The organism is Flavonifractor sp. An10 (genome assembly GCF_002161215.1).
GTDB lineage: Bacteria > Bacillota > Clostridia > Oscillospirales > Oscillospiraceae > Flavonifractor > Flavonifractor avistercoris.
Genome location: NZ_NFMB01000004.1, coordinates 177,179 through 198,534, shown reverse-complemented (window position 1 = coordinate 198,534; position 21,356 = coordinate 177,179). Strand labels below are relative to the sequence as shown.

Genomic DNA, 21,356 nt, shown 5'->3' with positions numbered 1-21,356 from the left:
CTGCGCCCGCAGGCGCGTTTCGAGGCCAACCGCCGCTTGCGGCGGCTCTTAGGCCGAGATGGCCGCAGGAACTCTGCGAGGCTTTTCCTCACGGAGGGTTTATCGACGGCCTGAGGGGGCGCCGCAGACGCGGCGCCCCCTGCTTTGTTTTTCCATTGTTTGGCTGCTGTTTCGAGTTTGTTTCGATTTTCCGCCGGGAATGTTCACCTTCCGCCGGTACAATAGGTACCGAACCAGAAACCCGTTTCAGGAAAGGACGGATGAACGATATGAAATTGCAGTGGAAGCGCGGGAAGGCGGCGGAGGGCGCCCTGGCGGCGGTTGACGGCGCCCCGCCCAGGAAGCGGCGCAGGATTCCGGTGAAGCGGCTGATCGCCCTGGCGGTGGTGCTGGCCATCGCCGGCGGCGGGGGCTGGTACTTCCTGGGCGGCAGCCAGAACACCGCCGCCGCCGCGGACAGCGCCTATACCACCGCCCAGGTGGAGCGGCGCACCATCACCTCCACCATCACCGGCAGCGGCACCCTGGAGGCGGCGGACTCCTACTCGGTGACCACCCTGCTGGAGGGCACCATCCTCACCGCCGACTTTGAGGAGGGGGATCAGGTGGAGGAGGGCACGGTGCTCTACACCATCGACGACTCCGACGCGGCCAACTCCCTGGAGCAGGCCCTGATCTCCCTCAACCAGTCGGAGCGCAGCTATCAGAACACGGTGGAGAGCCTGGAGGATCTCACCGTCACCGCCGACACCGCCGGGCGGATCTACACCCTGGACGTGGAGGTGGGGGACGAGGTGACCGCCGGGCAGCAGGTGGCCACCATCCGGGACTCGGACACCATGGAGCTCACGGTGCCCTTCCCTGCCGACGACGCGGCGGGCTTCTACGTGGGCCAGAGCGCCACGGTGACCCTGGACTCCACCTTTGAGACCCTCACCGGCACGGTCAGCGAGATCTCGGGCAACACCGAGGTGCTCACCGGCAACATGATCGTGCGCAATGTGACCATTGACGTATCCAACCCCGGCGGCCTGTCCACCAGCCAGTCCGCCTCGGCCAGGGTCAACGGGGTGGGCAGCAGCTCCGGCGGCACCTTTGCCTACGCCGGCGAGGCCACCGTCACCGCCGATGTGGCGGGCACCGTGTCCTCCATCTCCGTGGCCGAGGGGGACCGGGTAAGCAAGGGGCAGACCCTCCTCCAGCTCACCAGCGAGGAGCTCTCCGACCAGGTGCAGAGCGCCCAGGAGAGCCTGCGCAACGCCCAGATCTCCTATGAAAAGCAGACCGAGCAGCTGGACGACTACACCGTCACCGCCCCCATCACCGGCACCATCGTGGACAAATACTACAACGCCGGCGAGATCACCGAGGCCAACCAGGTGCTGTACACCATCTACGACCTGTCCTACCTCACCATGACCCTCAGCGTGGATGAGCTGGACATCGCCAACATCCAGGTGGGGCAGACCGTGGCCGTCACCGCCGACGCGGTGGAGGACACCACCTATGAGGGCGTGGTCACCAAGGTCAGCGTGGCGGGCACCTCCTCCGGCAGCGCCACCACCTACCCGGTGACCATCCGCATCGACGAGACCGACGGGCTGCTGCCCGGCATGAGCGTGGACGCCACCATCACCCTGGACAGCGCCGAGGACGTGCTTGCCATCCCCTCCGCCGCCCTCAACCGGGGCGACACGGTGCTGCTCACCGCCGACTCCCCCAGCGCCGCCAACGCCGAGGCCCAGCAGCCGGAGGACGGTACGGACGCGGAGACTCCCGCAGACGGCGGAGACGCGGAGACCGCCGGGGACGAAGCCTCCCAGTATGTCTCCGTCCAGGTGACCACCGGCATCAGCGACGACAGCTATATTGAGATCACCTCCGGCCTGCAGGAGGGGGACACGGTGGTCTACATACCCACCACCTCCTCGGACAGTGACATGGGCATGATGGGCGGCATGCCCGGCGGCGGAGGCGGCGGCATGGGCGGCGGCCCGGGGGGCTTCTGAGATGAAGGCGCTCATTGAATTCCGGGACGCGTGCAAGTACTACTACATGGGGGACACGGTGGTGAAGGCCGCCGACGGCATCTCCTTTCAGATCTACAAGGGGGAGTTCGTGGCCATCGTGGGCCAGTCCGGCTCCGGCAAGTCCACCTGTATGAACATCATCGGCTGCCTGGACGTGCCCACCGAGGGCACCTACCTGCTGGACGGCCGGGACGTGAGCCAGATGAACAAGAACGAGCTGGCCGAGATCCGAAATGAGATGCTGGGCTTCATCTTCCAGCAGTACAACCTGCTGCCCAAGCTGAACCTGGTGGAGAACGTGGAGGTGCCCCTGATGTACGCCGGGGTGCCCCGGGCGGAGCGGCGGGAGCGGGCTCTGCTGGCCCTGGACATGGTGGGCCTGCGGGAGAAGTATAAGCACAAGCCCTCCGAGCTGTCCGGCGGCCAGCAGCAGCGGGTGTCCATCGCCCGGGCCCTGGCGGGGGATCCGTCGGTGATCCTGGCCGACGAGCCCACCGGCGCCCTGGACTCCCGCACCGGGCGGGAGGTGCTGGGCATCATCCAGCAGCTCCACGCCGCGGGGAACACGGTGGTGCTCATCACCCACGACAACTCCATCGCCGTCCAGGCCCAGCGCATCATCCGCCTGGAGGACGGCCACGTGATCTACGACGGCCCCGCCGACGCCCCTGATGCGGTGGTGACGCCCCGGGCCGCCGGCACGGAGGGAGGTGCGGCGTCTTGAGCATCCTGGAATCCTTCTCCCTGGCCGTCAAGAACATCCTCTCCAGCAAGACCCGCACCCTGCTGACCATGCTGGGCATCATCATCGGCGTGGCGGCGGTGATCGTCATCGTGGGCCTGGGCAACGGTCTGGAGCAGTATATGACCGACAGCTTCTCCGGCCTGGGCACCAATACCCTCACCGTCAACGTCATGTCCCGCGGCTCCACCCGCAGCCTCAGCGTGGATGAGATGTACGACATCGTGGAGGAGAACAGCGACTATCTGGATCTGTGCTCCCCCACGGTGTCCATGAACGGCTATGTGAAGATCGGCTCGGATACGGTGAGCTCCACCTCCGTCCAGGGCGTCAGCGAGGACTATGTGGACATCTCCGGCGCCTCCGTCTCCAGCGGCCGCAACCTCCAGTACAGCGACATGAAGCTCCGCGCCAAGGTGTGCGTCATCGGCGCCTACCTGGACCAGGCCTACTTCGGCGGCAGCGCCGTGGGCCAGACCCTGCGGGTGGGGGGCCAGAGCCTCACCGTGGTGGGGGTGCTCGCCCAGCAGGAGGACACTCTGGAGGAGGGGAGCGGTGACGACTGCCTCTACCTGCCCTACACCACCGCCTCCCGCATCTCCGGCGAGGTGAGCAGCTATGTGGTCACTGTGAAGGACGAGAACCAGCTCGACCAGAGCGTGGCCGCCCTGGAGAACGCCCTCTATGAGATCTTTTCCAGCGACGACTACTACACCGTCACCAGCATGGCGGAGATGGTGGAGACCATGACCAGCATGATCAACATCCTGGTGGGGGTGCTGGCGGGCATCGCGGCCATCTCCCTGGTGGTGGGCGGCATCGGCATCATGAACATCATGCTGGTGTCCGTCACCGAGCGCACACGGGAGATCGGCATCCGCAAGTCCCTGGGCGCCAAGGAGCGGTACATCATGCAGCAGTTCGTCATCGAGGCGGCCTGCACCAGCGCCCTGGGCGGGATCTTCGGCATCCTGTTCGGCTATCTGCTCTCCGCCGCGGCCTCCCAGGTGGTCACCCGCCTCATGGAGGAGACCCTGGCGGTGGCCCCCACCCTGGCGGCGGTGGCCCTGGCCTTCGGCATCTCGGTGGGCATCGGCATCCTGTTCGGCTACCTGCCCGCCAAGAAGGCCGCCAAGCTCAACCCCATCGACGCGCTGCGCTACGACTGAGAAGGAGGAATCAACTTGAAACTGCGCTTTCTTTCCCTGCTCACCGCCCTGTGCCTGGCCCTGTCCCTGGCGGCGCCGGCCCTGGCGGCGGACGCGGACACCCGGCTGGAGACCATCCGGGCCCTGGGCATCCTGTCCGGCGACGAGAGCGGAAACCTGAACCTGAGCAGCCCGGTGACCCGGGCGGAATTTGTGAAGATGATGACCGCCGCCTCCACCTACCAGGACGCGGTGGGCACCGGACAGGGGGGCCTCCCTGTTCACCGACGTGAAGAGCGGCTACTGGGCCAACGGCTATATCCAGCTGGCGGTGGAGCAGGAGTGGGTCACCGGCTACGTGGACGGCTCCTTCCGTCCCGGCAGCTCCATCACTCTGGAGGAGGCCTGCACCGCCCTGCTGCGGCTGCTGGGCTTTGACTCGGGCAGCCTGAGCGGCTCCTTCCCCGAGGCCCAGCTGTCCAAGGCCCGCTCCCTGGGCCTGCTGGATGATCTGGACGTGTCCCAGGGGGAGACCCTCACCCGGCAGGACTGCGTCACCCTGTTCTACAACCTGCTGGTCAGTGAAAACAGCGAGGGCACCGTCTACGGTACCACCCTGGGCTACACCGTCACCAACGGGGAGGTGGACTACTCCACCCTGGTCACCGCCGACACCAAGGGCCCCTACGTGGCGGACTCCGGCTCCCTGAGCCTGCCCTTCTCCACCAGCGGCATCACGGTCTACCGCAACGGCACGGCCTCCGGGCTGTCGGCGGTGCAGCAGTACGACGTGTACTACTACAACGAGAACCTGCGCACCGTGTGGATCTACAGCGACCGGGTCACCGGCACCCTCACCGCCGTCTCCCCCGGCACGACGGCCCCCACCTCCGTCACCGTGGCGGGGGGCACCTATGAGCTGGGCACCTCCACCGCCGTCTATCAGTTCTCCAGCCAGGGGGACTTCTCCGCCGGCGACACCGTCACCCTGCTGCTGGGCATGAACGGCGAGGTGGTGCAGGCCGTCTCCGCCGCCGAGGCCGATATGACCTATTACGGCGTGGTGCTCTCCAGCACCAAGGGCGCCGCCGACGGCTCCACCACCAGCGAGGAGAGCACCAGCGTCCAGACCACCACGGTGGTGGCCTGCACCGACGGCACCCAGCGCACCTTCTACCACAGCGGCTCGGCCTACTCCGCCGGGCGGGTGGTGTCGGTGACCATAGAGGACGGCGCCACCCGCCTGCGGACGTTGAGCTCCAAGGGGCTGGAGGGCGACGTATCCCGGGACGGGAGCAGCCTGGGCAGCTATGACTTCGCCGATGACGTGGAGATCCTGGACGTGGACGACGAGGGCGGCTACGCCCGCATCTACCCCGACCGGCTGGCCGGCGCCGAGCTGGAGTCCGACGACGTGAGCTACTACTCCCTCAATGAGCTGGGGGAGATCGACCGGCTGATTCTCAACCAGGTCACCGGCGACACCTATACCTATGCCTTCCTGGTGGACGGCGAGGTGAACTCCGAGAATCTGGAGATCTCCGCCTCCTACACCTATCTGCTGGACGGGGAGACCTATACCGTCAGCGGCTCCACCAACTACAACATCACCCACGGGGGCATCGCCCTCATTTACAACAACGGCAGCATCAGCAGCATCCGCCAGCTGGAGTCCGTCACCCTGAGCCAGCTCTCCGACCTGTACGCCATGGCGGGGAACAAGAAATACATGCTGGCCGACGACTTGGAGGTGCTGCTCAAGGACAGCAGCAGCTCCAACACCTACTACGTGACCACCCTGTCCGAGATCAATGACGAGGACTACCGCCTCACCGGCTGGTACGACGATCTGGACTGCGCCGCCGGCGGCCGCATCCGCATTCTAGTGGCGGTGCCGAAGTAAGCGCGGCATGCGGGCAGGACGCGCCTCACAGCAGATAACTGCCGCCCGAACCGAACCAACCGGATAGGCCGGAGGGGGATTCCCCCTCCGGCCTTAGGCTGTCGATAAACCCTCCGGCCTGTCCGGTTTCAAATTTTCCCCCCGCCGGCATGGGATCCGCCCCGTTCAGCGTGTATAATCATATAGGAAGGAAGAAAGGGGGAGGCCCATGGACGACCGGGAGCTGGTGGAGCTGCTGGTGCGGCGGGAGGAGCGGGGCGCGGACGAGCTGCTGCGCTGCTACGGCCCCATGCTGCGCTATATCATCGCGCCCATTCTGCCCGATCCCCGGGAGCGGGAGGAGTGCCTGAACGACGTGGTCATGCGGGCCTGGGATCGGATCGGGCAGTATGACCGGGGGCGGGGCGGATTCCCGGCCTGGCTGTCCGCGGTGGCCCGGAACACGGCGAGGAACCGCCTGCGCGCCGGGGAGGCCGCGGCGGCGGAGCTTCCGAGTTGTCCCCGACGCCCCGACCCTCCCCGGCCCGGAGGAGTGATGCTGCGGAAGGAGCGGCTGCGGCGGCTCCGGAGGTCATTGACGGGCTGGGCGGTATGGAGCGGGAGCTGCTGTACCGGAAATACTACTACCTCCAGTCCACCGCCCAGATGGCGGCGGAGCTGGGGCTGACCCCGCGGGGGGTGGAGGGCCGGCTGCACCGGCTCCGCCGCCGCCTGCGGAAGGAGCTGGGAGGTGAGCTGGATGGGTGATGACCGGGAATTTGACCGGATGCTGGAGGAGGAGCTGACTGCGCTGCCCCTGCCCGACGATACGGTGGCGGAGGTGAACCCCTGGCGGCGGGCCATGGTGCGCATCGTGTGGGGAACCGGCCTGACCACCCTGACCCTGAACTTCTGGTACCTGAACTACCTGCTCCCCGCCGTGGGAGTGGTGCTGCTGTTCCTGGGGTTCCGCACCCTGCGGCGGGAAAACCGCTGGTTTGCCCTCTGCTGGGGGCTGAGCCTGCTGGATCTGGCCTCCTTTTATGTGGGACGGGTGATGGACGCCACCATCTGGGCCCGGGATCTCCCGCCCCTGGGGGCGGCGCTGGCCCTGCTGGGCCTGGTGCGGAGCTTCTGCCTGTGGCGGGGGATCCGGGCGGTGCGCCGGTGTGCCGGGCAGGAGGACAGGGCCGGGGCGGCGGCGGCCCTGCTGACGTTCCAGTGCGCCCTGGTGGCCCTGGGCCTGCTGGGCGGGGGGAATCTCCAGCTCCAGGGGCTGTTCTTCGCGGTGATTTTTCTGGGGCTCTACATCTGCATCATGCGCAGCCTGGCGAAGCTGCCCGCCCTGCTGGACGGGGCGGGCTACGTGGTGCGGGCCGCCGGGGCGCGCCTGTCCGAACTGGCGGTGTGGATCACCTGGGCGGTTCTCCTGGCAGCGGGGCTCCTGGTGGCGGGGACGGCGTTCTGCCGCTATCCCATGGAGTGGAGTCCGGTGGAGGCCGGAGAACAGCAGCAGCTGGAGGAGATCCGGGACAGCCTGCTGGCGCTGGGGATGCCGGAGCAGGTGGCGGAGGATCTGGCGCCCGGGGATCTGGCCCTGCTGGAGGGGGCCCTCAGCGTGACCGCCCAGGTGCACGAGGAGCCCTTCAACGACGGGCGGGAGGAGCGCAGCGTCTCAGGGAGAACCATCCACGTCCAAACCGTCTACGACGTGCGGGAGCTGCGCCTGAGCGACATCGCCGTGGAGCTGCCGGGCGGGCGCTGGCGGATCATCCACCACTTCCTCTGGCAGGCGGAGCCCGGTCTGCGAACCACCGAGTGCATCAGCCTGTGGCCCACCACCCGTGACGGCTTCGACGGCTGGCGGCAGGAGGGGGAGGTGACCGGCCGGCTGCTCTTCGACTGGCAGGGAACCACCTATGAAGGGGACTACTACAGCATCTCCACGGAGCCATACACCACCAACTCTTTCTTCTGGGGGGAGAGTCAGAGCACCGACCCCACCGCCCTTTTCTCCCTGCCGCGGCGGGGGGAGTACTGCCGGGGCTATCTGACCTACGGCGTGGAGACGGTGGAGGACGGGTGGCTCCTGGACTCCTGGATCAACTACACCCACCAGGTCAAATGGCTGAACTACCCCGCCATGACCGCCCAGGAGTACGACAGATCCGGGATCTGGAACGGCTTCGGCGCCTTCCACACCGCCCAGACCGCCATCCAGTTCTACCCGGCATCCGAGGCGGAGAAGGGGAGCTATCAGACGTGGTGACCGGAAGACGGCCGCCAATCGGACAACAGGGGCACTCCCGCATCTGCGGGAGTGCCCCTGCTGGAGTCTCTGCAATTCATCCAAGGACAGACGGCGCTGTGCGCGGGCGCGCCCAGCCCTTCCGGGCTCATGACCGCGCATCGTCATAGAGCCTCTGAATCTCCGCCGGCAGGTGATCCGGCATCATCCGGGTGACCCGCTCCTCGCTGCCGTCCTGAAGGGCCTGCTCATAATACCAGCATTTGAACCGGATCATGGACAGGGTCTTTTCCATTTGGCGCAGCTGCTGCTCCACCACCCGGCGCTGACGCTCAAACAACTCCCTGCGCTTTCCATAGGTTCCGCTGCCCTCGCAGCACCACTGCATGAACTGCCTGATGTCCTTGATCTCCAGCCCGGATTTTTTCAGGCAGTCGATGACCCGCAGGGCCTCCAGCTCCGCGTCGCCGAAGCGCCGGATGCCGGATGCCCGTTCCAGCCCGGGGAAGAGCCCCTCCTTGTCGTAATACCGAAGGGTGGAGACGGGGATATGAAACATCTCAGAGACCTGTCCGATTGTATACATCTTTTGAGCTCCCGATAAAGTCTTGACCTGAAGTCAGATTCAGATCTTACAAGCCATTCTATCAGAGAACCGGCGGCCTGTCAAACCGGCGCCGCGGAGCGTCTTCTCTCAGAATGGAATCGGGCGGAGAGGGCATGAGGTTATAATCGGCAGAGCCTTGTCCCGCCCAAGCGCGGGACAAGGGCTTTCCCAGGGCGGACGGGAGGCGGGTTTACCGCATCCCGTCCCGGAGGACGCCCTGCTCCCGCAGCAGCTTCTCCACAACCGTGCCCCGGATTCCCTTCAGCAGAGGCTTTTTCAGCAGCTCCAGCGGCCCGGGCAGGCCGATGTCCAGGGGCGATTTGCCATCCATCAGGCAGACGGAGCTGTGCAGCAGCTCCCGGATGTCGTACACGCTGCCCCACACCTCGGGCACGCCCCGATCCACCCCCAGCAGGCCGTAGACCGCCTCCATGGCGGTGCGAACCGAGTACTCGGTGGTGAACACGGTGTCCCGGGGGGTGTCGGCGAACTGCCCCAGGAAGGCGAAGTTCACGCATCCGTCCGGGATCACGGCGGGCCGGTCGCCGGCCGCCCGGGGCATGAAGAAGGCGGTAATGTAGGGCATCATCGTGGGCACGCACACGGCGCTGTGCTCCGCCAGCTCCGGGATCTGCTCCAGCGGCACCCCGATGTGGTAGAGCCACTCCTGGGTGATCTCCTTTCCGGTGCATTCCCGCATGGGCTTTTTCACATAGTCCCCGGGCACGTCGGTGAACAGGCCGTATACCCAGACGCACACCTGCTCCGGCGCCTGCTCCCTGAACTGTCCCTGGCGGTTGATCGTCCAGCTCAGCAGCCACTTGGAGTCCTGGCAGCTGACGATGCCGCCGGTGACCACCTTCCCGGTGCGGGGATCCCGCTGGCAGATGCTGGTGATATAGGGGAGGATCCGGTCGTCCAGGGTGGTGATGGTGGCCGACTCCCAGCTGGTCTTGTCAATCTGGCCGCAGAACTTCTCCGGCCGGCCGAAGGCGGGATCCTGCCTGGCGATGTTCTTCCACAGGCTCCAGCACCCGCTGGTGCGCACCTCCGCGTCCCCGTTGGGGGCGTGATCCTGGTCGCCGTAGATGGTTCCCTCGGTGCAGGAGCCGTTGGTGACAAACACCAGATCATTCTCCGTGAGGACAATGCCCTGCTCCACGCCGTCCACCCGGCACTCGATGGCGGTGGCGGTCTTTCTGCCGTCCTTCTTGTCGAAGATCACATTGGTGACCTCGGTGTTGAACCGGAAATCCACCCCCGCGTCCTCCAGGTACTTCTGCATGGGGAGGATCAGGGACTCATACTGGTTATACCGGGTAAACTTCAGGGCGCTGAAGTCGGGCAGGCCGGCAATGTGGTGGAGAAAACGCTGGAAGTAGAGCTTCATCTCCAGGGCGCTGTGCCAGTTCTCAAAGGCGAACATGGTTCGCCAGTACAGCCAGAAGGTGGAGGAGAACACCTCGTCGTCAAAGACGTCCTCAATGGTCTTGTCGTACAGATCCTCGTCGGGGGTCATAAAGAGCTTCATGATCTCCATGCAGCCCTTCTGGCTCAGGTTGAATTTCCCGTCGGTGCGGGCGTCCCGGCCCCGGTTCACCGTGGCCCGGCACAGGGAGTAGTTGGGATCGCGCTTGTTGAGCCAGTAGAACTCGTCCAGCACCGAGGCGCCCGGCTTCTCCAGGGAGGGGATGGAGCGGAACAGATCCCACAGGCACTCGAAGTGATCCTCCATCTCCCGACCGCCCCGCATGATGTAGCCCCGGCTGGGATCACAGATGCCGTCGCAGGCGCCGCCGGCCAGATCCATGGCCTCCAGGATGTGGATGTGGGAGCCGGGCATCTGCCCGTCCCGCACCAGGAAGCACGCCGCCGCCAGGGCCGCCAGGCCGCTGCCCACGATGTAGGCGCTCTTTTCCTCCACGCCCGCCGGCTTCTCAGGCCGGGCAAATGCCTCGTAGTTGCCGCTGGAGTAATAGATACCCCTGCGGTTTTTCCGCTGCTTCCCCAGCTCTGTATTCCGGTAGGAGCTGGGGGCGGCATCGGGCGCCGCCTTTCTGCCTCCGGCGTGCTTCTTTACTGCCATGCCGGCCGCGCTCGCGGCCGCCAGTCCGACGGCCGCTGCCGCCAGCTTCTCCATACTTTTTGCCATGAATCAGGCCACCTTTCCGAATGCTGCCGCCCGGGGGCGGCTCATCCTTTGTTTCGGCCCTATTCTAACCGGGTTCCGCCGGCGCTTCCATTTACAAAACCGGCCCGGTGATCAGATTTTGATCACCGGGCCGGTTTTGTAAAGAGACCGGTTCAGCCGCCGGCCGCAAAATTTCGGATGGAGTTGGCGATATTCCCCCGCATGGTGGTGCTGATCTTTTCCACAAGCTGCCGGTAATCGGCACTCATCCCCTGGCGGATCCAGTCCAGCATCAGCCCCACAAAGCTGTACTTGTAAAACTCCGCGATAAATGCCCGCTCCTCCTCGGAGATCGCTGCACCCCGGCTCTGCTCGTCCACCACCCCCCGGATCAGCCCGTAGGTCAGGTGATAGAGGAAGCGCTCCATCTGCTCCCGGCTGATGCAGCGACAGGCGTTGAGGATGAAGGGCTTGTTTTCCAGCACCGCCTCGAAGATCTGCAAAAGCCCCTCCTGCCAGGTCTCGTAGGTCTTTTTTCCCTGGAGGGCCCGGGAGGCGTCCTCAATACAGGCCCACTCCACCAGATCGTAGATGTCCTTGAAATGGTAGTAAAACGCCATGCGGCTGATGCCGCAGTCCTCGGTGATGTCCCGGATGGTGATCTTGTCCAGAGGCTTTTTCAGCAGCATGTGCTTGAGCGATGCCTCCAGGGCCTGCTTGGTGGTGTTCGTCATGAAATGATCCTCCTGTTGCTCCCTGAGTCCCTTTCCTGACCCCATTATACCTGAAATAGCAGGATCCGCAAAGGCCTTCTCTGCCGGAAGCGGCACGGGCCCGCTTTCTGCGCCTGCCGCGGGATCTTCCCTCCCCCCTTTTTTCTGCCTTGATCAGGCTGGCTGCAAAATTATTCCCCTTTTGAGCAAAAAAGAGTTGACAATCCATATATCGTGTGATATCATATTCCTCGCGCTGATGATTGCGCCAAGCTGCGCGAGTGGTGGAATTGGCAGACTCGCTAGATTCAGGTTCTAGTGTGCATTACGCACGTGCGGGTTCAAGTCCCGCCTCGCGCACCATGGCGAGTGTTCTTATAGCATTTGAAATGCTGTAAGAACACTCGTCTTTTTTTGTTAATTTCATCCGGCGATGGTGGATGGGGCGTAGTTGACGACTACGCCCTTTCTTGTGTTTACGGACACCTCCGGGGCGGGCAGCGGGATGAGGTCGGGGATCTCGATGGCGCCCACGCAGTTGTAGTGGATACGGAGCCGCTGCTCCCACACCCCGTCTACCTTCTCGGCGTTGAATACCTCAATCTTCTCGATGAGCTCGTTCAGCATCCGGGGCGTCAGCTTGCGGGCGCGGGTGTATTTGCGGACCAGGGAGATGAACATATCCGTGGTCATGGACTGGCTGTTCTGCTTGTCGATCTCGGCGCGGAGCGCCTTGATCTTCTCCGCCAATTCCTTCTGCTCCTCCTCATACCGCCTCGACATTCTGGCGAAACGGTCATCCGAGAGTTTGCCGGAAACATTATCCTCATAGATCCTCTCGAACAGGCCGTCCAGCTCCTCATCGCGGGCTTGCAGGGCTTTCAGCTCTTTCTCCTTCAGCTTTCGGTCGGTGGCCTCTGCCTGCTGGGAATGGCCGATCACAGCCTTCACAAACTCATCCTCAAACTGACTGGAAAATTTAGTTAGCCTCCGGATCTCGCCTAACACCACCTGCTCCAGGAAGTCCACACGGATATAATGGGTAGAAGTACAGGTCCCACGGTTGCCCTTGTAGTTGGAGCAGTTGAAATACTTGATGTCGGGGTTGCCCTGATTGAAATGAAAGTGTAGGTTGTGTCCGCAATCAGCGCAGACCAGCAGGCCGGAAAACATATTGCGTTCCCCTTCGTGGGTACGGCGCTTGCGGATCTTGCCGCGCTTCTGCTGGACCTGCTCAAAGACCGCCCGCTCAATGATAGGTTCGTGGACGTCCTTAAAGATAACCCAGTTCTCCCGGTCATTTTCAATTCGCTTTTTGTTCTTGTACGACTTGGAGTAGGTTTTGAAATTAAGGATGTCGCCGCAATACTCTTGCAAAGACAGTATTTTGGTAACACTGGAGCTGTTCCACTTTGTCGGAGCCTGCTCCTTTCCTTTGCCGGGCCGTTTAATGCCTTTTTTGAGCCAGTAGGCGCGGGGCGTCAGGATACCGTCTTGTTCAAGACTTGCTGCAATCTGCTCTGTTCCATAACCATCCAAGGTCATACGATAAATCCGACGAACCACCTGGGCGGCCTCCTCATCCACGATCCACCGTTTGGGATTGTCAGGGTCCTTGATATAGCCGTAGGGAGGTTGCCCCATCGGCTCGCCCGCATTGCCCTTGATCTTATTGCTGATCCGGCGCTTCTTGCTGATGTCACGGGCGTACCACTCATTGAACAGATTGCGGATGGGCGCCAGCTCGTTCTCACCCTCAGCGGTGTCGATGTTATCCGAGACCGCTACCAAGCGAATGTCGTGCTCCGGGAAAAACTCCTCGGTCAGCCGCCCCACCTCAATGTAGTTGCGGCCCAGCCGGGACAGATCCTTCACAAACACGGCGGCGGCCTTGCCGGCGGCAAGCTGTTCCATCATGTCGTTGAAACCGGGGCGGTCCATCGTGACGCCGGAGATGCCGTCATCCAGGAAGTGGACCAGATTGGTGTAACCTTTTTCCTTCGCCACCTTGGTCAGCAGTTTCTTTTGATTTCCGATGCTGTAACTCTCGCCCTCCAGGTTGTCATCGCGGGAAAGCCGCTCATAGAGGAATGCGGTTACAGCACGGGATTTGCGGTTGTTCGACTGTCTCATTCAGTCCTCCTTCCTCCGGGACAGCCGAATAGCAAATATAACTTGTCTATGTTCATTATACCGCCATCCGCTGTCCCTGTCAGCCGGGTCCGGGAGATTTACTTTGCCTCGCTCTCGGACTTCATCAGCCGCAGAAGGATGCTGCCCAGGGTATCCGGGCCATCTTGCCGAAAAACGGGTTCAACGACAAACGACCTATTGCCGAAGCGATAGGTCGTCTTTTCATCTAACGATTTCTTGGAAGAGCCGGGCTTACCGGCAATAGTTTTTTCTTGCATAAAATGACCCCCTTTCGCAAGAAAGATCAATACGAAAGAGGCAGAAAACGGATGGCTGCTGGCACAGCTCCACGGGAATTTCACCCCGGCCCATACTGATGGGTGCGGCGCACGATGCTTTGCGGGCGTCCAATGCGCGAGTCTCATTATCCTGCCTGCGCGTCCTCGCCCACAGGCTGCCACACCTGTTTTACGGCCCGGTTTTGTCGCTCTCCTGTTTGGTAGGGGTCCCGTCCTGCGGACTTGCAACAGGATCTTGGCGCACCGGCCGACCGGCTCCACACAGACAGATCGTATCCGTCTGCCTTATACTGCGCCGGAGGCCTCCCGCCGGGCTTTCTTTGTCAAGGAGCTATAAAGGGACGCCGTGTGGAAAGGGGAACACACAGCGCCCGGCCCTGGATCAGCTCAGGTCAAAATCCAGGATGGAGATAATCAGCTTTGCTTCCAGCCGACCGCGCAGATCTTCGTCCACCTGGGGACGGGGATAGCTGTCAGGGCCATAGCTCGTCCGTGTAGACAGCGCGGCGATGTAGCCGGAGTAATGCCGGACTACCCGGCTCACCGCTTCGGGGTCTCCTCCCACAGCGGCGGCGATCACCGGGTAAGGGATCAGCGATGCCCGCGTGCGTGCAGATTTACTCATCCGCTTCACCTCCCATCAGCTCCTTCAGCAGCCGATAGGCTTTATGCCTGCGGGTGTTGACCGTCCGGCGGGCCATATCCATGTACCTGGCGATCTGTTCATCGGTCATCCGCAGGAACCAGTGCATCATAAAGATTTCCCGGTCCTCCTGGGACAGCCCCAGAAGCGCCTCGGCCAGCCCGTCGTCCTCGATCAGGATCACGGCCCCTCCCACAGGGAAGGTCGTGTATTCCCACGGGTAGCGGTCATATACCGCAAGCTGGGCCATTTCTGCCTCGGACAGTTCTTCCAAAGATGTGAAACGCTTCTGGCGGCGGCTGATCTGGCGATAGCCGTTGAACGCCTCGCATTTCAGCACCTTCTTGCAGTAGCTGTCAAAGGCGTACTGCTTGTGCTCGTAGTGGCGGTCAGGTTTCAAGTTCTCACCTCCCTTCGTGCCGGGAGGCAGTTCTTTTCTTCCCCTTTCGCTCACTACTCGTTCACGAGTGGTCCGGTTTGGCCGGTTTTCTGGATCTATCTGAAAAAATTTTTTGCCGCTCATAATTGGCTCCTTTCGTTTCGTTCAGGTTGACAGGCCGGAACGAAACGGGGCGGGGAGCGGCAGCCTACGCCCAGGCACTCAAAGAGACGGGTTTTGCGAGATGTGAGCAACAGTATATAAAAAGCGAGCCATAACTCACTTTCATGAGCATGGCTCGCTGCTGTGTTATTGGAATATTTTTTGTAGTGGCATGGGTGTCCGCCGTACAAACGGTGAACCCCGCCTTATTTTGACCTCCTTTATGTTGGCGTTCTCATCCATATCTCCCTTTACTCCAGAATATGAGTTATAACTCGCTTTATATGAGTTCTAATGTTATTTATATGAGCGGAAGCACACTCTACAATGATGTAGAGGTGATGTGTAGTGAACAATCCGCTGGATCTATTTGCATGGAAGGTGCGGTCAGAACGGAAGCGCCAGCATCTAACGCAGAAGCAGTTAGCTGAACGCCTCGGTATGAACTCCCGCACGATCATAGATTTGGAGACCTGCCAGAGTAATCCGAAATTTGAAACGGTGGTCCTTGTCGCCAAAGAACTGAATATCAGCGTGGACGCCGCCATCTTCCCGGAAATGGTAAATCAGACAGTCTCGAAAACAGTCGTAGACTTCTTTGCCGGGAAAAGTGAAGCAGAGATCGAAAAATTTATCGCGCTCTGCAAACAGGCGGAAGCCTTCCAGAAAGGTGAGTAACGCGGTCGGGTTCGATGTGCCCGGCCGCGTTACTGTTTCACCCGTTTGCTATGCGGGCAGTTTATTCTTCTTTTGTTTTGTAAGCATTTTTCAGATGCTCGAAGGACTCCTGGCTGATGACATGCTCCATCCGGCACGCATCAAGTTCAGCTAACTCGGGGGAAATTCCTACTTCAAGCAACTGCTGGGTGAAAAACAGGTGCTTTTCATAAATCTGTTCGGCAAACTGCAATCCCAATTCTGTCAGGGAGAGTGTGCCGTCAGCATTTTTTACAAGATGCCCGGATTTGGACAATTCCTTGACAGCCCGGCTTACAGAGGGCTTTTTTACTCCTAAATGCTCTGCCACATCCACACAGCGGACATAACCATGTCTTTTCTGCATCATCAAGACTGCCTCCAGATAGTCCTCCATTGCTGATGTCAAAGCCATTGGCACACCTCCCATCCAGAGTATTTTGGGTATTAGCTACCGTTATTTTGCCTTTACATTGGCAATCTCAATGAAAAGCTGGTCACTGCCGAAGCTGAAAGATTCAATCTTGTCGCTGTTAAATGCCGCATACTGATGAGCCGAAGTAAACGGAACCAGTACGGCCTGATCTGCTGTAAAGGTCAGCACCTCGTTATAGATTTCCTGCACACGATCCAGATCGGCGGTGCTGTCCAATTCCTTTATGATGTTTGTGCCATTTTCCATCGTCAAAGCAACCTGCCACAAAATCGGGTCGGACATCATCTCAGGGTTCATATTTGTCATGGTGAGGAACGGGTCATAGTAGCCACCGTAGGTTGTGTGGAGCGAGAAATCAAAATCGGTGGAAACCTGTGTAAACCAAGTCATATTGTCTGCACCGCGTGGCGTTACTTCAAAGCCTACTTCGCCCAATTCCTGCGCAATGACAAGGGCAGCATCATCCAGCGTTCCTTGATTGGTGATATAGTCCAACGTGACGCTCAATTTTGTACCATCTTTTTCTCGAATCCCATCTCCATCGCTGTCTACCCAACCGGCACTTTCCAGAAGTTCTGCGGCCTTTTCAGGATCATAGCTATAGGTAGTAGTTTCTACATCGCAATACGGCAGGGATGTATCAAGCAGATAGGTCGATGCTGTTTCCAGTCCAGAGAAAACATTGGAACTGATAGTTTCTTTATCAATCGCATAGGCAACTGCCTGACGAACAGCCGCATCGTTAAATGGGGCTTTCTGTGTGTTGAAACCAATAAAACGGCTATTTGAAACACTGTCGTCCACTGTCGTCCCAATTCCATCCGCAGAGGAAAGCTCGGAAAACCCTGCAAAACTCAAGCGGGATGTACCGGCAAGCAAATCTACTTCGCCGCTTTGAAGCGCAAGAACAGCAGATTCCGGATCAGCGATTACCTTTACGGTAAACTCGTCCACATCAGGATCTTCTCCCCAATAGTTCGGATTACGGACAAAGGTATAAGAGGTTCCGTCACTGTCCCCGGCGTACATGTAGGGGCCGGTTCCCATTGTCTGGGTCATCAGTTCTTCTTTGGTGGTCAAATCCTCATTGAACGCATTGGGCGATACGATTCCCATTGGATTGCACATGGCAAGGTCACTTAAAACGCCGTAATACGGTGTTGTCAGGTGCAATGCGACAGTATACTCGTCGATTACTTCGATGGATTCCGTAAGAACACCGATCTTGCCAAACTGGGCAATACTCTGTCCCATATTGGAAAAAGCTGCTTCAATACTGGTCTTTACCGCCTCCGCATTGAAGTCGGCACCATCCGAAAACTTTACGCCTTCTTTGAGATGGAAAGTGTAGGTCAGGCCATCGTCGCTGATATCCCATGTTTCGGCAAGCCCGCCCTTAAATTCACTGCCTTCACGAACAACAAGCGTATCATAGCAGTTACGGGCATAATAGGTAAATCCCATCGTTCCATTGGAACTGCCCGCAGATAGCGCGGGATAAAAACCTGTGGAAAAATCCCAGCTTTCTGTTGTTGTAATGCTTACCGGTTCTGCATTTGCTGCCTCCGAAGTGTCAGAAGTCGAGGAATCATCCGGCGTTCCGCTGTTTGTGCAAGCACAAAGGCCGAGAGCCATAACACCGGCCATCATCAGTGCTGCAAGTGACTTTAGTTTCATAACATTACCGTCCTTTCGTTTTTTTGTATATATCACGCCCTTTAGGAGCGTATATACCTGTTTTAAATCAAGTGGGAAGCCTGCAAAAGCTGTTTGGTATATGGATTTTTGAATACATCCAGATTTCCGCACCACCTGCGGCTTTCAATCAGTTTCCCATTTTGCATAACATGAATCTCGTCCGCAAGGTAAAGCGCGGCGTCAATTTCATGGGTAATGAAAAGATAACTGCATTGTTCTTCCTCCTGAATTCTTTTTAGCAATTCTAAAATGTTTTTTCGCAAGATGACATCTAAACCGCTGATGGATTCGTCAAAGACGATGTAGCGCGGGGACGCAGCCAGAGCACGGGCGATACCTATGCGCTTTTGCTGCCCGCCGGATAATTCCCCTGTTTTCTTTGCTGCCGATTCTTTGGACAGTTCCATGCGGTCAAGCAATTCATAAACTCTTGACCGTTCCTTATCCTTCGGTAAGGCCAGCAGATTTCGCAATGGTTCGGCAATCACCTGATAAACCGTAAAATGCGGATCAAGCGCGCTTTTTCCATCCTGTAAAACAAGCTGAATTGCTTTCGCTGTTTCTTTCCGGTTGTTTTTTCTTTTACGGGAAATCGGTTTACCATCCAGTAGGATTTGCCCGGATGAAGGGGATTCCAATCCCAAAATCAGTCGTGACAAAGTGCTCTTCCCACAGCCGCTTTCACCTACCAAAGCATAGATCCTGTGATCCGCCATAGACAGGCTCACATCGGAAACTGCGTCAAACAGCAGTTTATCCTCACCTTTGTATTGCTTACTTACATTTTTCACCTCCAGCACACACTCACCTCCACCCTAAATGGATTGCCTCGATCAGTTCTCTCGTATAGGCAGCCTGCGGATTTTGCAAAACCTCTTTAGCTCGGCCTTGTTCCACCATCCGGCCTTCCTTCATAATCAGGACATGGCCACCGATATGCCGGGCAACGTCAAAATCATGGGTCACAATCAAAAGGGCGCAGCCTTGCTCCTGTAGATGCAAAAATTGCTCAACTGCTTTGTCCCTGTGAATCGCGTCTAAAGCGGTAGTCGGTTCATCTGCGATTACCAGTTTTGCTTTACCGGCAATCGCAAGAGCAATGAGACAGCGCTGGAGCATACCTCCCGAAAGCTGATACGGTCTGCTGCCTAAAATCCTTTTGGTGTCTGTAAGACCTGCCCGTGATAATGCCTGTTCATAAAGAGAAAGCGCGTCTTTTCCCTTCAGATCTTGATGAAGTTTGAGAAATCCAGCCATTTGAACGCCGATTTTTCTGGAAGGATCAAGGGATGTCATTGGGTTTTGCGGCACAAAAGCAATTTTGCTGCCATAGTAAAGTGTGCGTTCTTTTTCCTTTAACTGTAAAAGCGATACTCCATCAAACTGGATGTTACCATCCACTTGAAAAGTATTACGATTAAGCAGGCCCAGAATTGCCCGGCAGGTCATGGTTTTCCCACTTCCCGACTGGCCCAAAAGGATAGCTGCGCTTGCTTCCTCCAGCGAAATGTTAATATCTCTGATTAATTGCTGATGTGGATTTTTAAGAGCAATACTAAGTTGTTCTACCTGCAACAGTTTTTTACTCATAACACATCCTCCTGTGGCTGGAGAATGTCTCGAAGTGCCTCTCCAAACAAATTGAAGCCTACGGCGGCGATGAAAATGCAGATACCAGGGTAAATAAGCAGTTCCGGGTGGGAATATAGTGCCGCCTGTGCTTCTTCCAGCATTGCGCCCCATTCAGCTGTTCCGCTTGGTAGCCCAAGGCCGAGGAACGAAAAGCTGGAAACAGTGAGGATAGCAGAAGCTACGCCTGTTGAAAAATACACCAAAAATTGAGGAAGTATATTGGGAATTAAATGGTGGATGATAAGCTGCCACATCCCGCAGCCAGACACTCTTGCGGCGACAATGTAATCCCGTCCGAGTTCCGTTTTAGCGTAGGTGCGAATAAGCTGCATAAACCTCGCCCACATGGAAATGACAACCGCCCAAATAATATTTTGCAGGCCATTTCCCAAAACGCCGATAATCGCTACGGCGATAATGAGCGTGGGGAAAGCGATGAACACCTGACTGATTCCCGTCATAATGCGGTCAAATACCCCGCCGATACACGCTGTCATCATCCCAAGAACTAAACCAATTCCTCCCAGCAAAATCAAAATAGGGAGCGCCAGCCCAAGGGATGCTCTTGCACCGTAAAGCAAGCGGGATAATTCACACCGCCCAAGCTGATCGGTTCCGAGGGGATAATTCGCACTCGGCGCTTGATATTTCATCAAAGGATTTACCTCGTCCGGCGAATGTGGAGCCAGAATCGGTGCGAGGATTGCGATGGCGCAAATCAATACAATCAAAACAAGCCCAATGACCGCTTGCGGATTTTTCAATATTTTACGCAACATCGCTCTCCTCCTTTCTCCACGGACACAGTAAACGGTTGAGTATTTCTCCAAATAATTCAGCCAAAAGATACAGCGTTGCAATAATCAGCATACAAGCGCCTATCGCATTGGCATCAGCGGCCATAATACAATTCATTAAATAATTGCCTACGCCTTTGATGGAAAAGACTTTTTCAACTACGGCGCTTCCCGCAATTAAATAGCTTACATATTGACAGAACAAAGTGATAACGGGCGGCAATGCATTGCGTAACGCTTTTGTCCAAAGTATTCTGTTCACCGTCATTCCATTGGCACGGGCGTAGCTTACATAATCACGGTGCATTTCCTCCAGCAACGAAGCCCGAAATACGCGGACAGTAGAGCAAATTACAGGAAAGGATAGTGTGATGGATGGTAATATCAACCCTACGATTCCCGGTGCAGGTGTTACACTGAAAATAGGGATTTCCACAGCAAAGCCAAGCAATAGTAAAAAACCAAGCCAAAAAGGTGGAATACAAATCCCAAACAGCGAAATAATCCGCATAATATGGTCAGTTAGCTTATTCTTTTTTGCTGCGCATAAAACCCCAAGCAATATGGAAAACACAATAATTTCAGCCAGTGAAAGGACAACTAATTGCAGTGTTTGCGGGAAATATCTCGCCAAATCTTCCGCCACTTCGTTTGTTGAAAAAACAGATTCTCCGAAGTCACCGTGAAAGATCCCGCCAATCCAGTTAAAATATCGAACAGGGAGAGGCTGATCCAAGCCAAGCTCTGTGCGTACCTGCGCTATCATTTCCGGTGTGGGAGAGAGATTGCCACGGCGTATAATATAAACGGCTGGATCTGTGCTGGATAGCGCAGTCAGAACAAAACACAGAACACTTACGCCCAAAAGCAAAATCAGCAACCGTACAATCCGTTTTATCCAATAAGATTTCATCTTTTCCCTCCTTTCCCGGTTAATCCAAGCTAACCATGCTGTAAAGATTACTGCGGCAGGCGGCATA

The 21,356-nt window shown here is 58.4% G+C and carries 22 protein-coding genes and 1 tRNA gene; 10 read left to right on the top strand and 13 right to left on the bottom strand.

Annotation, left to right across the window (positions count from 1 at the left end; all coding sequences use genetic code 11):
- Window positions 1-269: 269 nt before the first annotated feature.
- The 8 genes from B5E42_RS08485 to B5E42_RS19965 all read left to right on the top strand — a co-directional run bounded on the left by B5E42_RS08485 (window position 270) and on the right by B5E42_RS19965 (window position 8,071).
- Window positions 270-2,009 (top strand): HlyD family efflux transporter periplasmic adaptor subunit, encoded by a 1,740-nt coding sequence (locus B5E42_RS08485; RefSeq protein ID WP_242967067.1) that lies wholly within the window; start codon window positions 270-272, stop codon window positions 2,007-2,009.
- A gap of 1 nt (window position 2,010) precedes the next feature.
- Entirely contained in the window at window positions 2,011-2,754 is a 744-nt protein-coding gene (locus tag B5E42_RS08480; protein ID WP_087238631.1) for an ABC transporter ATP-binding protein, read from the top strand.
- Window positions 2,751-3,941: an ABC transporter permease gene (locus tag B5E42_RS08475; RefSeq protein WP_242967066.1), complete on the top strand. Its 1,191-nt coding sequence runs from the start codon at window positions 2,751-2,753 to the stop codon at window positions 3,939-3,941. The genes B5E42_RS08480 and B5E42_RS08475 overlap by 4 nt, the downstream gene beginning before the upstream one ends.
- 15 nt (window positions 3,942-3,956) lie before the next feature.
- A complete protein-coding gene (locus tag B5E42_RS19570) occupies window positions 3,957-4,358 on the top strand; it encodes an S-layer homology domain-containing protein (protein ID WP_141242495.1) in 402 nt (133 codons plus the stop codon).
- A complete protein-coding gene (locus B5E42_RS08465) occupies window positions 4,252-5,823 on the top strand; it encodes a hypothetical protein (protein ID WP_141242494.1) in 1,572 nt (523 codons plus the stop codon). Before B5E42_RS19570 ends, B5E42_RS08465 begins: the two co-directional genes overlap by 107 nt.
- 208 nt (window positions 5,824-6,031) lie before the next feature.
- Window positions 6,032-6,490, top strand: coding sequence for a sigma-70 family RNA polymerase sigma factor (locus B5E42_RS08460; protein ID WP_087238625.1), 459 nt, complete (start codon window positions 6,032-6,034; stop codon window positions 6,488-6,490).
- The gene (locus B5E42_RS19150) at window positions 6,415-6,570 is read left to right on the top strand and encodes a hypothetical protein (protein ID WP_162613939.1); all 156 of its coding nucleotides are present in this window, start codon (window positions 6,415-6,417) and stop codon (window positions 6,568-6,570) included. The genes B5E42_RS08460 and B5E42_RS19150 overlap by 76 nt, the downstream gene beginning before the upstream one ends.
- Window positions 6,563-8,071, top strand: a complete 1,509-nt coding sequence (locus tag B5E42_RS19965) for a hypothetical protein (RefSeq protein ID WP_087238622.1) — start codon at window positions 6,563-6,565, stop codon at window positions 8,069-8,071. Before B5E42_RS19150 ends, B5E42_RS19965 begins: the two co-directional genes overlap by 8 nt.
- Window positions 8,072-8,198: 127 nt before the next feature.
- Here the strand turns inward: B5E42_RS19965 and B5E42_RS08450 are convergent, their stop codons facing one another.
- From B5E42_RS08450 to B5E42_RS08440, 3 genes are all read right to left on the bottom strand, one after another.
- Window positions 8,199-8,636, bottom strand: coding sequence for a MerR family transcriptional regulator (locus B5E42_RS08450; RefSeq protein ID WP_087238620.1), 438 nt, complete (start codon window positions 8,634-8,636; stop codon window positions 8,199-8,201).
- A gap of 211 nt (window positions 8,637-8,847) precedes the next feature.
- Window positions 8,848-10,809, bottom strand: coding sequence for an oleate hydratase (locus B5E42_RS08445; protein ID WP_087238618.1), 1,962 nt, complete (start codon window positions 10,807-10,809; stop codon window positions 8,848-8,850).
- A 152-nt stretch (window positions 10,810-10,961) separates the two neighbouring features.
- Entirely contained in the window at window positions 10,962-11,522 is a 561-nt protein-coding gene (locus B5E42_RS08440; RefSeq protein ID WP_087238616.1) for a TetR/AcrR family transcriptional regulator, read from the bottom strand.
- Window positions 11,523-11,776: 254 nt separating this feature from the next.
- Between B5E42_RS08440 and B5E42_RS08435 the strand changes: the two genes are divergently transcribed.
- Window positions 11,777-11,864: transfer RNA gene (locus B5E42_RS08435), tRNA-Leu, on the top strand.
- 60 nt (window positions 11,865-11,924) lie between these two features.
- On the opposite strand, the gene B5E42_RS08430 is transcribed toward B5E42_RS08435, so the two are convergent.
- The 4 genes from B5E42_RS08430 to B5E42_RS08415 all read right to left on the bottom strand — a co-directional run bounded on the left by B5E42_RS08430 (window position 11,925) and on the right by B5E42_RS08415 (window position 14,976).
- Window positions 11,925-13,634 carry a recombinase family protein gene (locus B5E42_RS08430; RefSeq protein WP_087238614.1) on the bottom strand — a complete coding sequence of 570 codons (1,710 nt, stop codon included), beginning with the start codon at window positions 13,632-13,634 and terminating at the stop codon, window positions 11,925-11,927.
- Between the two features lie 98 nt (window positions 13,635-13,732).
- Window positions 13,733-13,912, bottom strand: a complete 180-nt coding sequence (locus tag B5E42_RS08425; RefSeq protein ID WP_087238612.1) for a hypothetical protein — start codon at window positions 13,910-13,912, stop codon at window positions 13,733-13,735.
- A 403-nt stretch (window positions 13,913-14,315) separates the two neighbouring features.
- Complete coding sequence (locus B5E42_RS08420; protein ID WP_087238610.1) at window positions 14,316-14,558, bottom strand: helix-turn-helix domain-containing protein; 243 nt, start codon at window positions 14,556-14,558, stop codon at window positions 14,316-14,318.
- Window positions 14,551-14,976, bottom strand: a complete 426-nt coding sequence (locus B5E42_RS08415) for a sigma factor-like helix-turn-helix DNA-binding protein (RefSeq protein WP_242967065.1) — start codon at window positions 14,974-14,976, stop codon at window positions 14,551-14,553. The genes B5E42_RS08420 and B5E42_RS08415 overlap by 8 nt, the downstream gene beginning before the upstream one ends.
- A 489-nt stretch (window positions 14,977-15,465) precedes the next feature.
- On the opposite strand from B5E42_RS08415, the gene B5E42_RS08410 reads away from it, so the two are divergent.
- Window positions 15,466-15,795: a helix-turn-helix transcriptional regulator gene (locus B5E42_RS08410; RefSeq protein WP_087238606.1), complete on the top strand. Its 330-nt coding sequence runs from the start codon at window positions 15,466-15,468 to the stop codon at window positions 15,793-15,795.
- Window positions 15,796-15,856: 61 nt separating this feature from the next.
- Here B5E42_RS08410 and B5E42_RS08405 read toward each other — a convergent pair whose 3' ends face one another.
- The 6 genes from B5E42_RS08405 to B5E42_RS08380 form a co-directional block, all read right to left on the bottom strand.
- Window positions 15,857-16,228 carry a metal-dependent transcriptional regulator gene (locus tag B5E42_RS08405; RefSeq protein ID WP_087238604.1) on the bottom strand — a complete coding sequence of 124 codons (372 nt, stop codon included), beginning with the start codon at window positions 16,226-16,228 and terminating at the stop codon, window positions 15,857-15,859.
- Between the two features lie 42 nt (window positions 16,229-16,270).
- A complete protein-coding gene (locus B5E42_RS08400; RefSeq protein ID WP_087238601.1) occupies window positions 16,271-17,926 on the bottom strand; it encodes an ABC transporter substrate-binding protein in 1,656 nt (551 codons plus the stop codon).
- A 62-nt stretch (window positions 17,927-17,988) separates the two neighbouring features.
- Window positions 17,989-18,747 carry a dipeptide/oligopeptide/nickel ABC transporter ATP-binding protein gene (locus tag B5E42_RS08395; protein ID WP_087238599.1) on the bottom strand — a complete coding sequence of 253 codons (759 nt, stop codon included), beginning with the start codon at window positions 18,745-18,747 and terminating at the stop codon, window positions 17,989-17,991.
- 4 nt (window positions 18,748-18,751) lie between these two features.
- Window positions 18,752-19,537, bottom strand: coding sequence for an ABC transporter ATP-binding protein (locus B5E42_RS08390; RefSeq protein WP_087238597.1), 786 nt, complete (start codon window positions 19,535-19,537; stop codon window positions 18,752-18,754).
- Window positions 19,534-20,358, bottom strand: coding sequence for an ABC transporter permease subunit (locus B5E42_RS08385; RefSeq protein ID WP_087238595.1), 825 nt, complete (start codon window positions 20,356-20,358; stop codon window positions 19,534-19,536). The genes B5E42_RS08390 and B5E42_RS08385 overlap by 4 nt, the downstream gene beginning before the upstream one ends.
- Complete coding sequence (locus tag B5E42_RS08380) at window positions 20,348-21,289, bottom strand: ABC transporter permease (RefSeq protein WP_162613938.1); 942 nt, start codon at window positions 21,287-21,289, stop codon at window positions 20,348-20,350. Before B5E42_RS08380 ends, B5E42_RS08385 begins: the two co-directional genes overlap by 11 nt.
- Between the last annotated feature and the right edge of the window lie 67 nt (window positions 21,290-21,356).

What these genes read in the sequence shown, in the direction of transcription:
- B5E42_RS08485 (WP_242967067.1), top strand. Translation starts at nt 270, where the DNA reads ATGAAATTGCAGTGGAAGCGCGGGAAGGCGGCGGAGGGCGCCCTGGCG.
- B5E42_RS08480 (WP_087238631.1), top strand. Translation starts at nt 2,011, where the DNA reads ATGAAGGCGCTCATTGAATTCCGGGACGCGTGCAAGTACTACTACATG.
- B5E42_RS08460 (WP_087238625.1), top strand. Translation starts at nt 6,032, where the DNA reads ATGGACGACCGGGAGCTGGTGGAGCTGCTGGTGCGGCGGGAGGAGCGG.
- B5E42_RS19150 (WP_162613939.1), top strand. Translation starts at nt 6,415, where the DNA reads ATGGAGCGGGAGCTGCTGTACCGGAAATACTACTACCTCCAGTCCACC.
- B5E42_RS19965 (WP_087238622.1), top strand. Translation starts at nt 6,563, where the DNA reads ATGGGTGATGACCGGGAATTTGACCGGATGCTGGAGGAGGAGCTGACT.
- B5E42_RS08450 (WP_087238620.1), bottom strand. Translation starts at nt 8,636, where the DNA reads ATGTATACAATCGGACAGGTCTCTGAGATGTTTCATATCCCCGTCTCC.
- B5E42_RS08445 (WP_087238618.1), bottom strand. Translation starts at nt 10,809, where the DNA reads ATGGCAAAAAGTATGGAGAAGCTGGCGGCAGCGGCCGTCGGACTGGCG.
- B5E42_RS08440 (WP_087238616.1), bottom strand. Translation starts at nt 11,522, where the DNA reads ATGACGAACACCACCAAGCAGGCCCTGGAGGCATCGCTCAAGCACATG.
- B5E42_RS08430 (WP_087238614.1), bottom strand. Translation starts at nt 13,634, where the DNA reads ATGAGACAGTCGAACAACCGCAAATCCCGTGCTGTAACCGCATTCCTC.
- B5E42_RS08425 (WP_087238612.1), bottom strand. Translation starts at nt 13,912, where the DNA reads ATGCAAGAAAAAACTATTGCCGGTAAGCCCGGCTCTTCCAAGAAATCG.
- B5E42_RS08420 (WP_087238610.1), bottom strand. Translation starts at nt 14,558, where the DNA reads ATGAGTAAATCTGCACGCACGCGGGCATCGCTGATCCCTTACCCGGTG.
- B5E42_RS08405 (WP_087238604.1), bottom strand. Translation starts at nt 16,228, where the DNA reads ATGGCTTTGACATCAGCAATGGAGGACTATCTGGAGGCAGTCTTGATG.
- B5E42_RS08400 (WP_087238601.1), bottom strand. Translation starts at nt 17,926, where the DNA reads ATGAAACTAAAGTCACTTGCAGCACTGATGATGGCCGGTGTTATGGCT.
- B5E42_RS08390 (WP_087238597.1), bottom strand. Translation starts at nt 19,537, where the DNA reads ATGAGTAAAAAACTGTTGCAGGTAGAACAACTTAGTATTGCTCTTAAA.
- B5E42_RS08385 (WP_087238595.1), bottom strand. Translation starts at nt 20,358, where the DNA reads ATGTTGCGTAAAATATTGAAAAATCCGCAAGCGGTCATTGGGCTTGTT.
- B5E42_RS08380 (WP_162613938.1), bottom strand. Translation starts at nt 21,289, where the DNA reads ATGAAATCTTATTGGATAAAACGGATTGTACGGTTGCTGATTTTGCTT.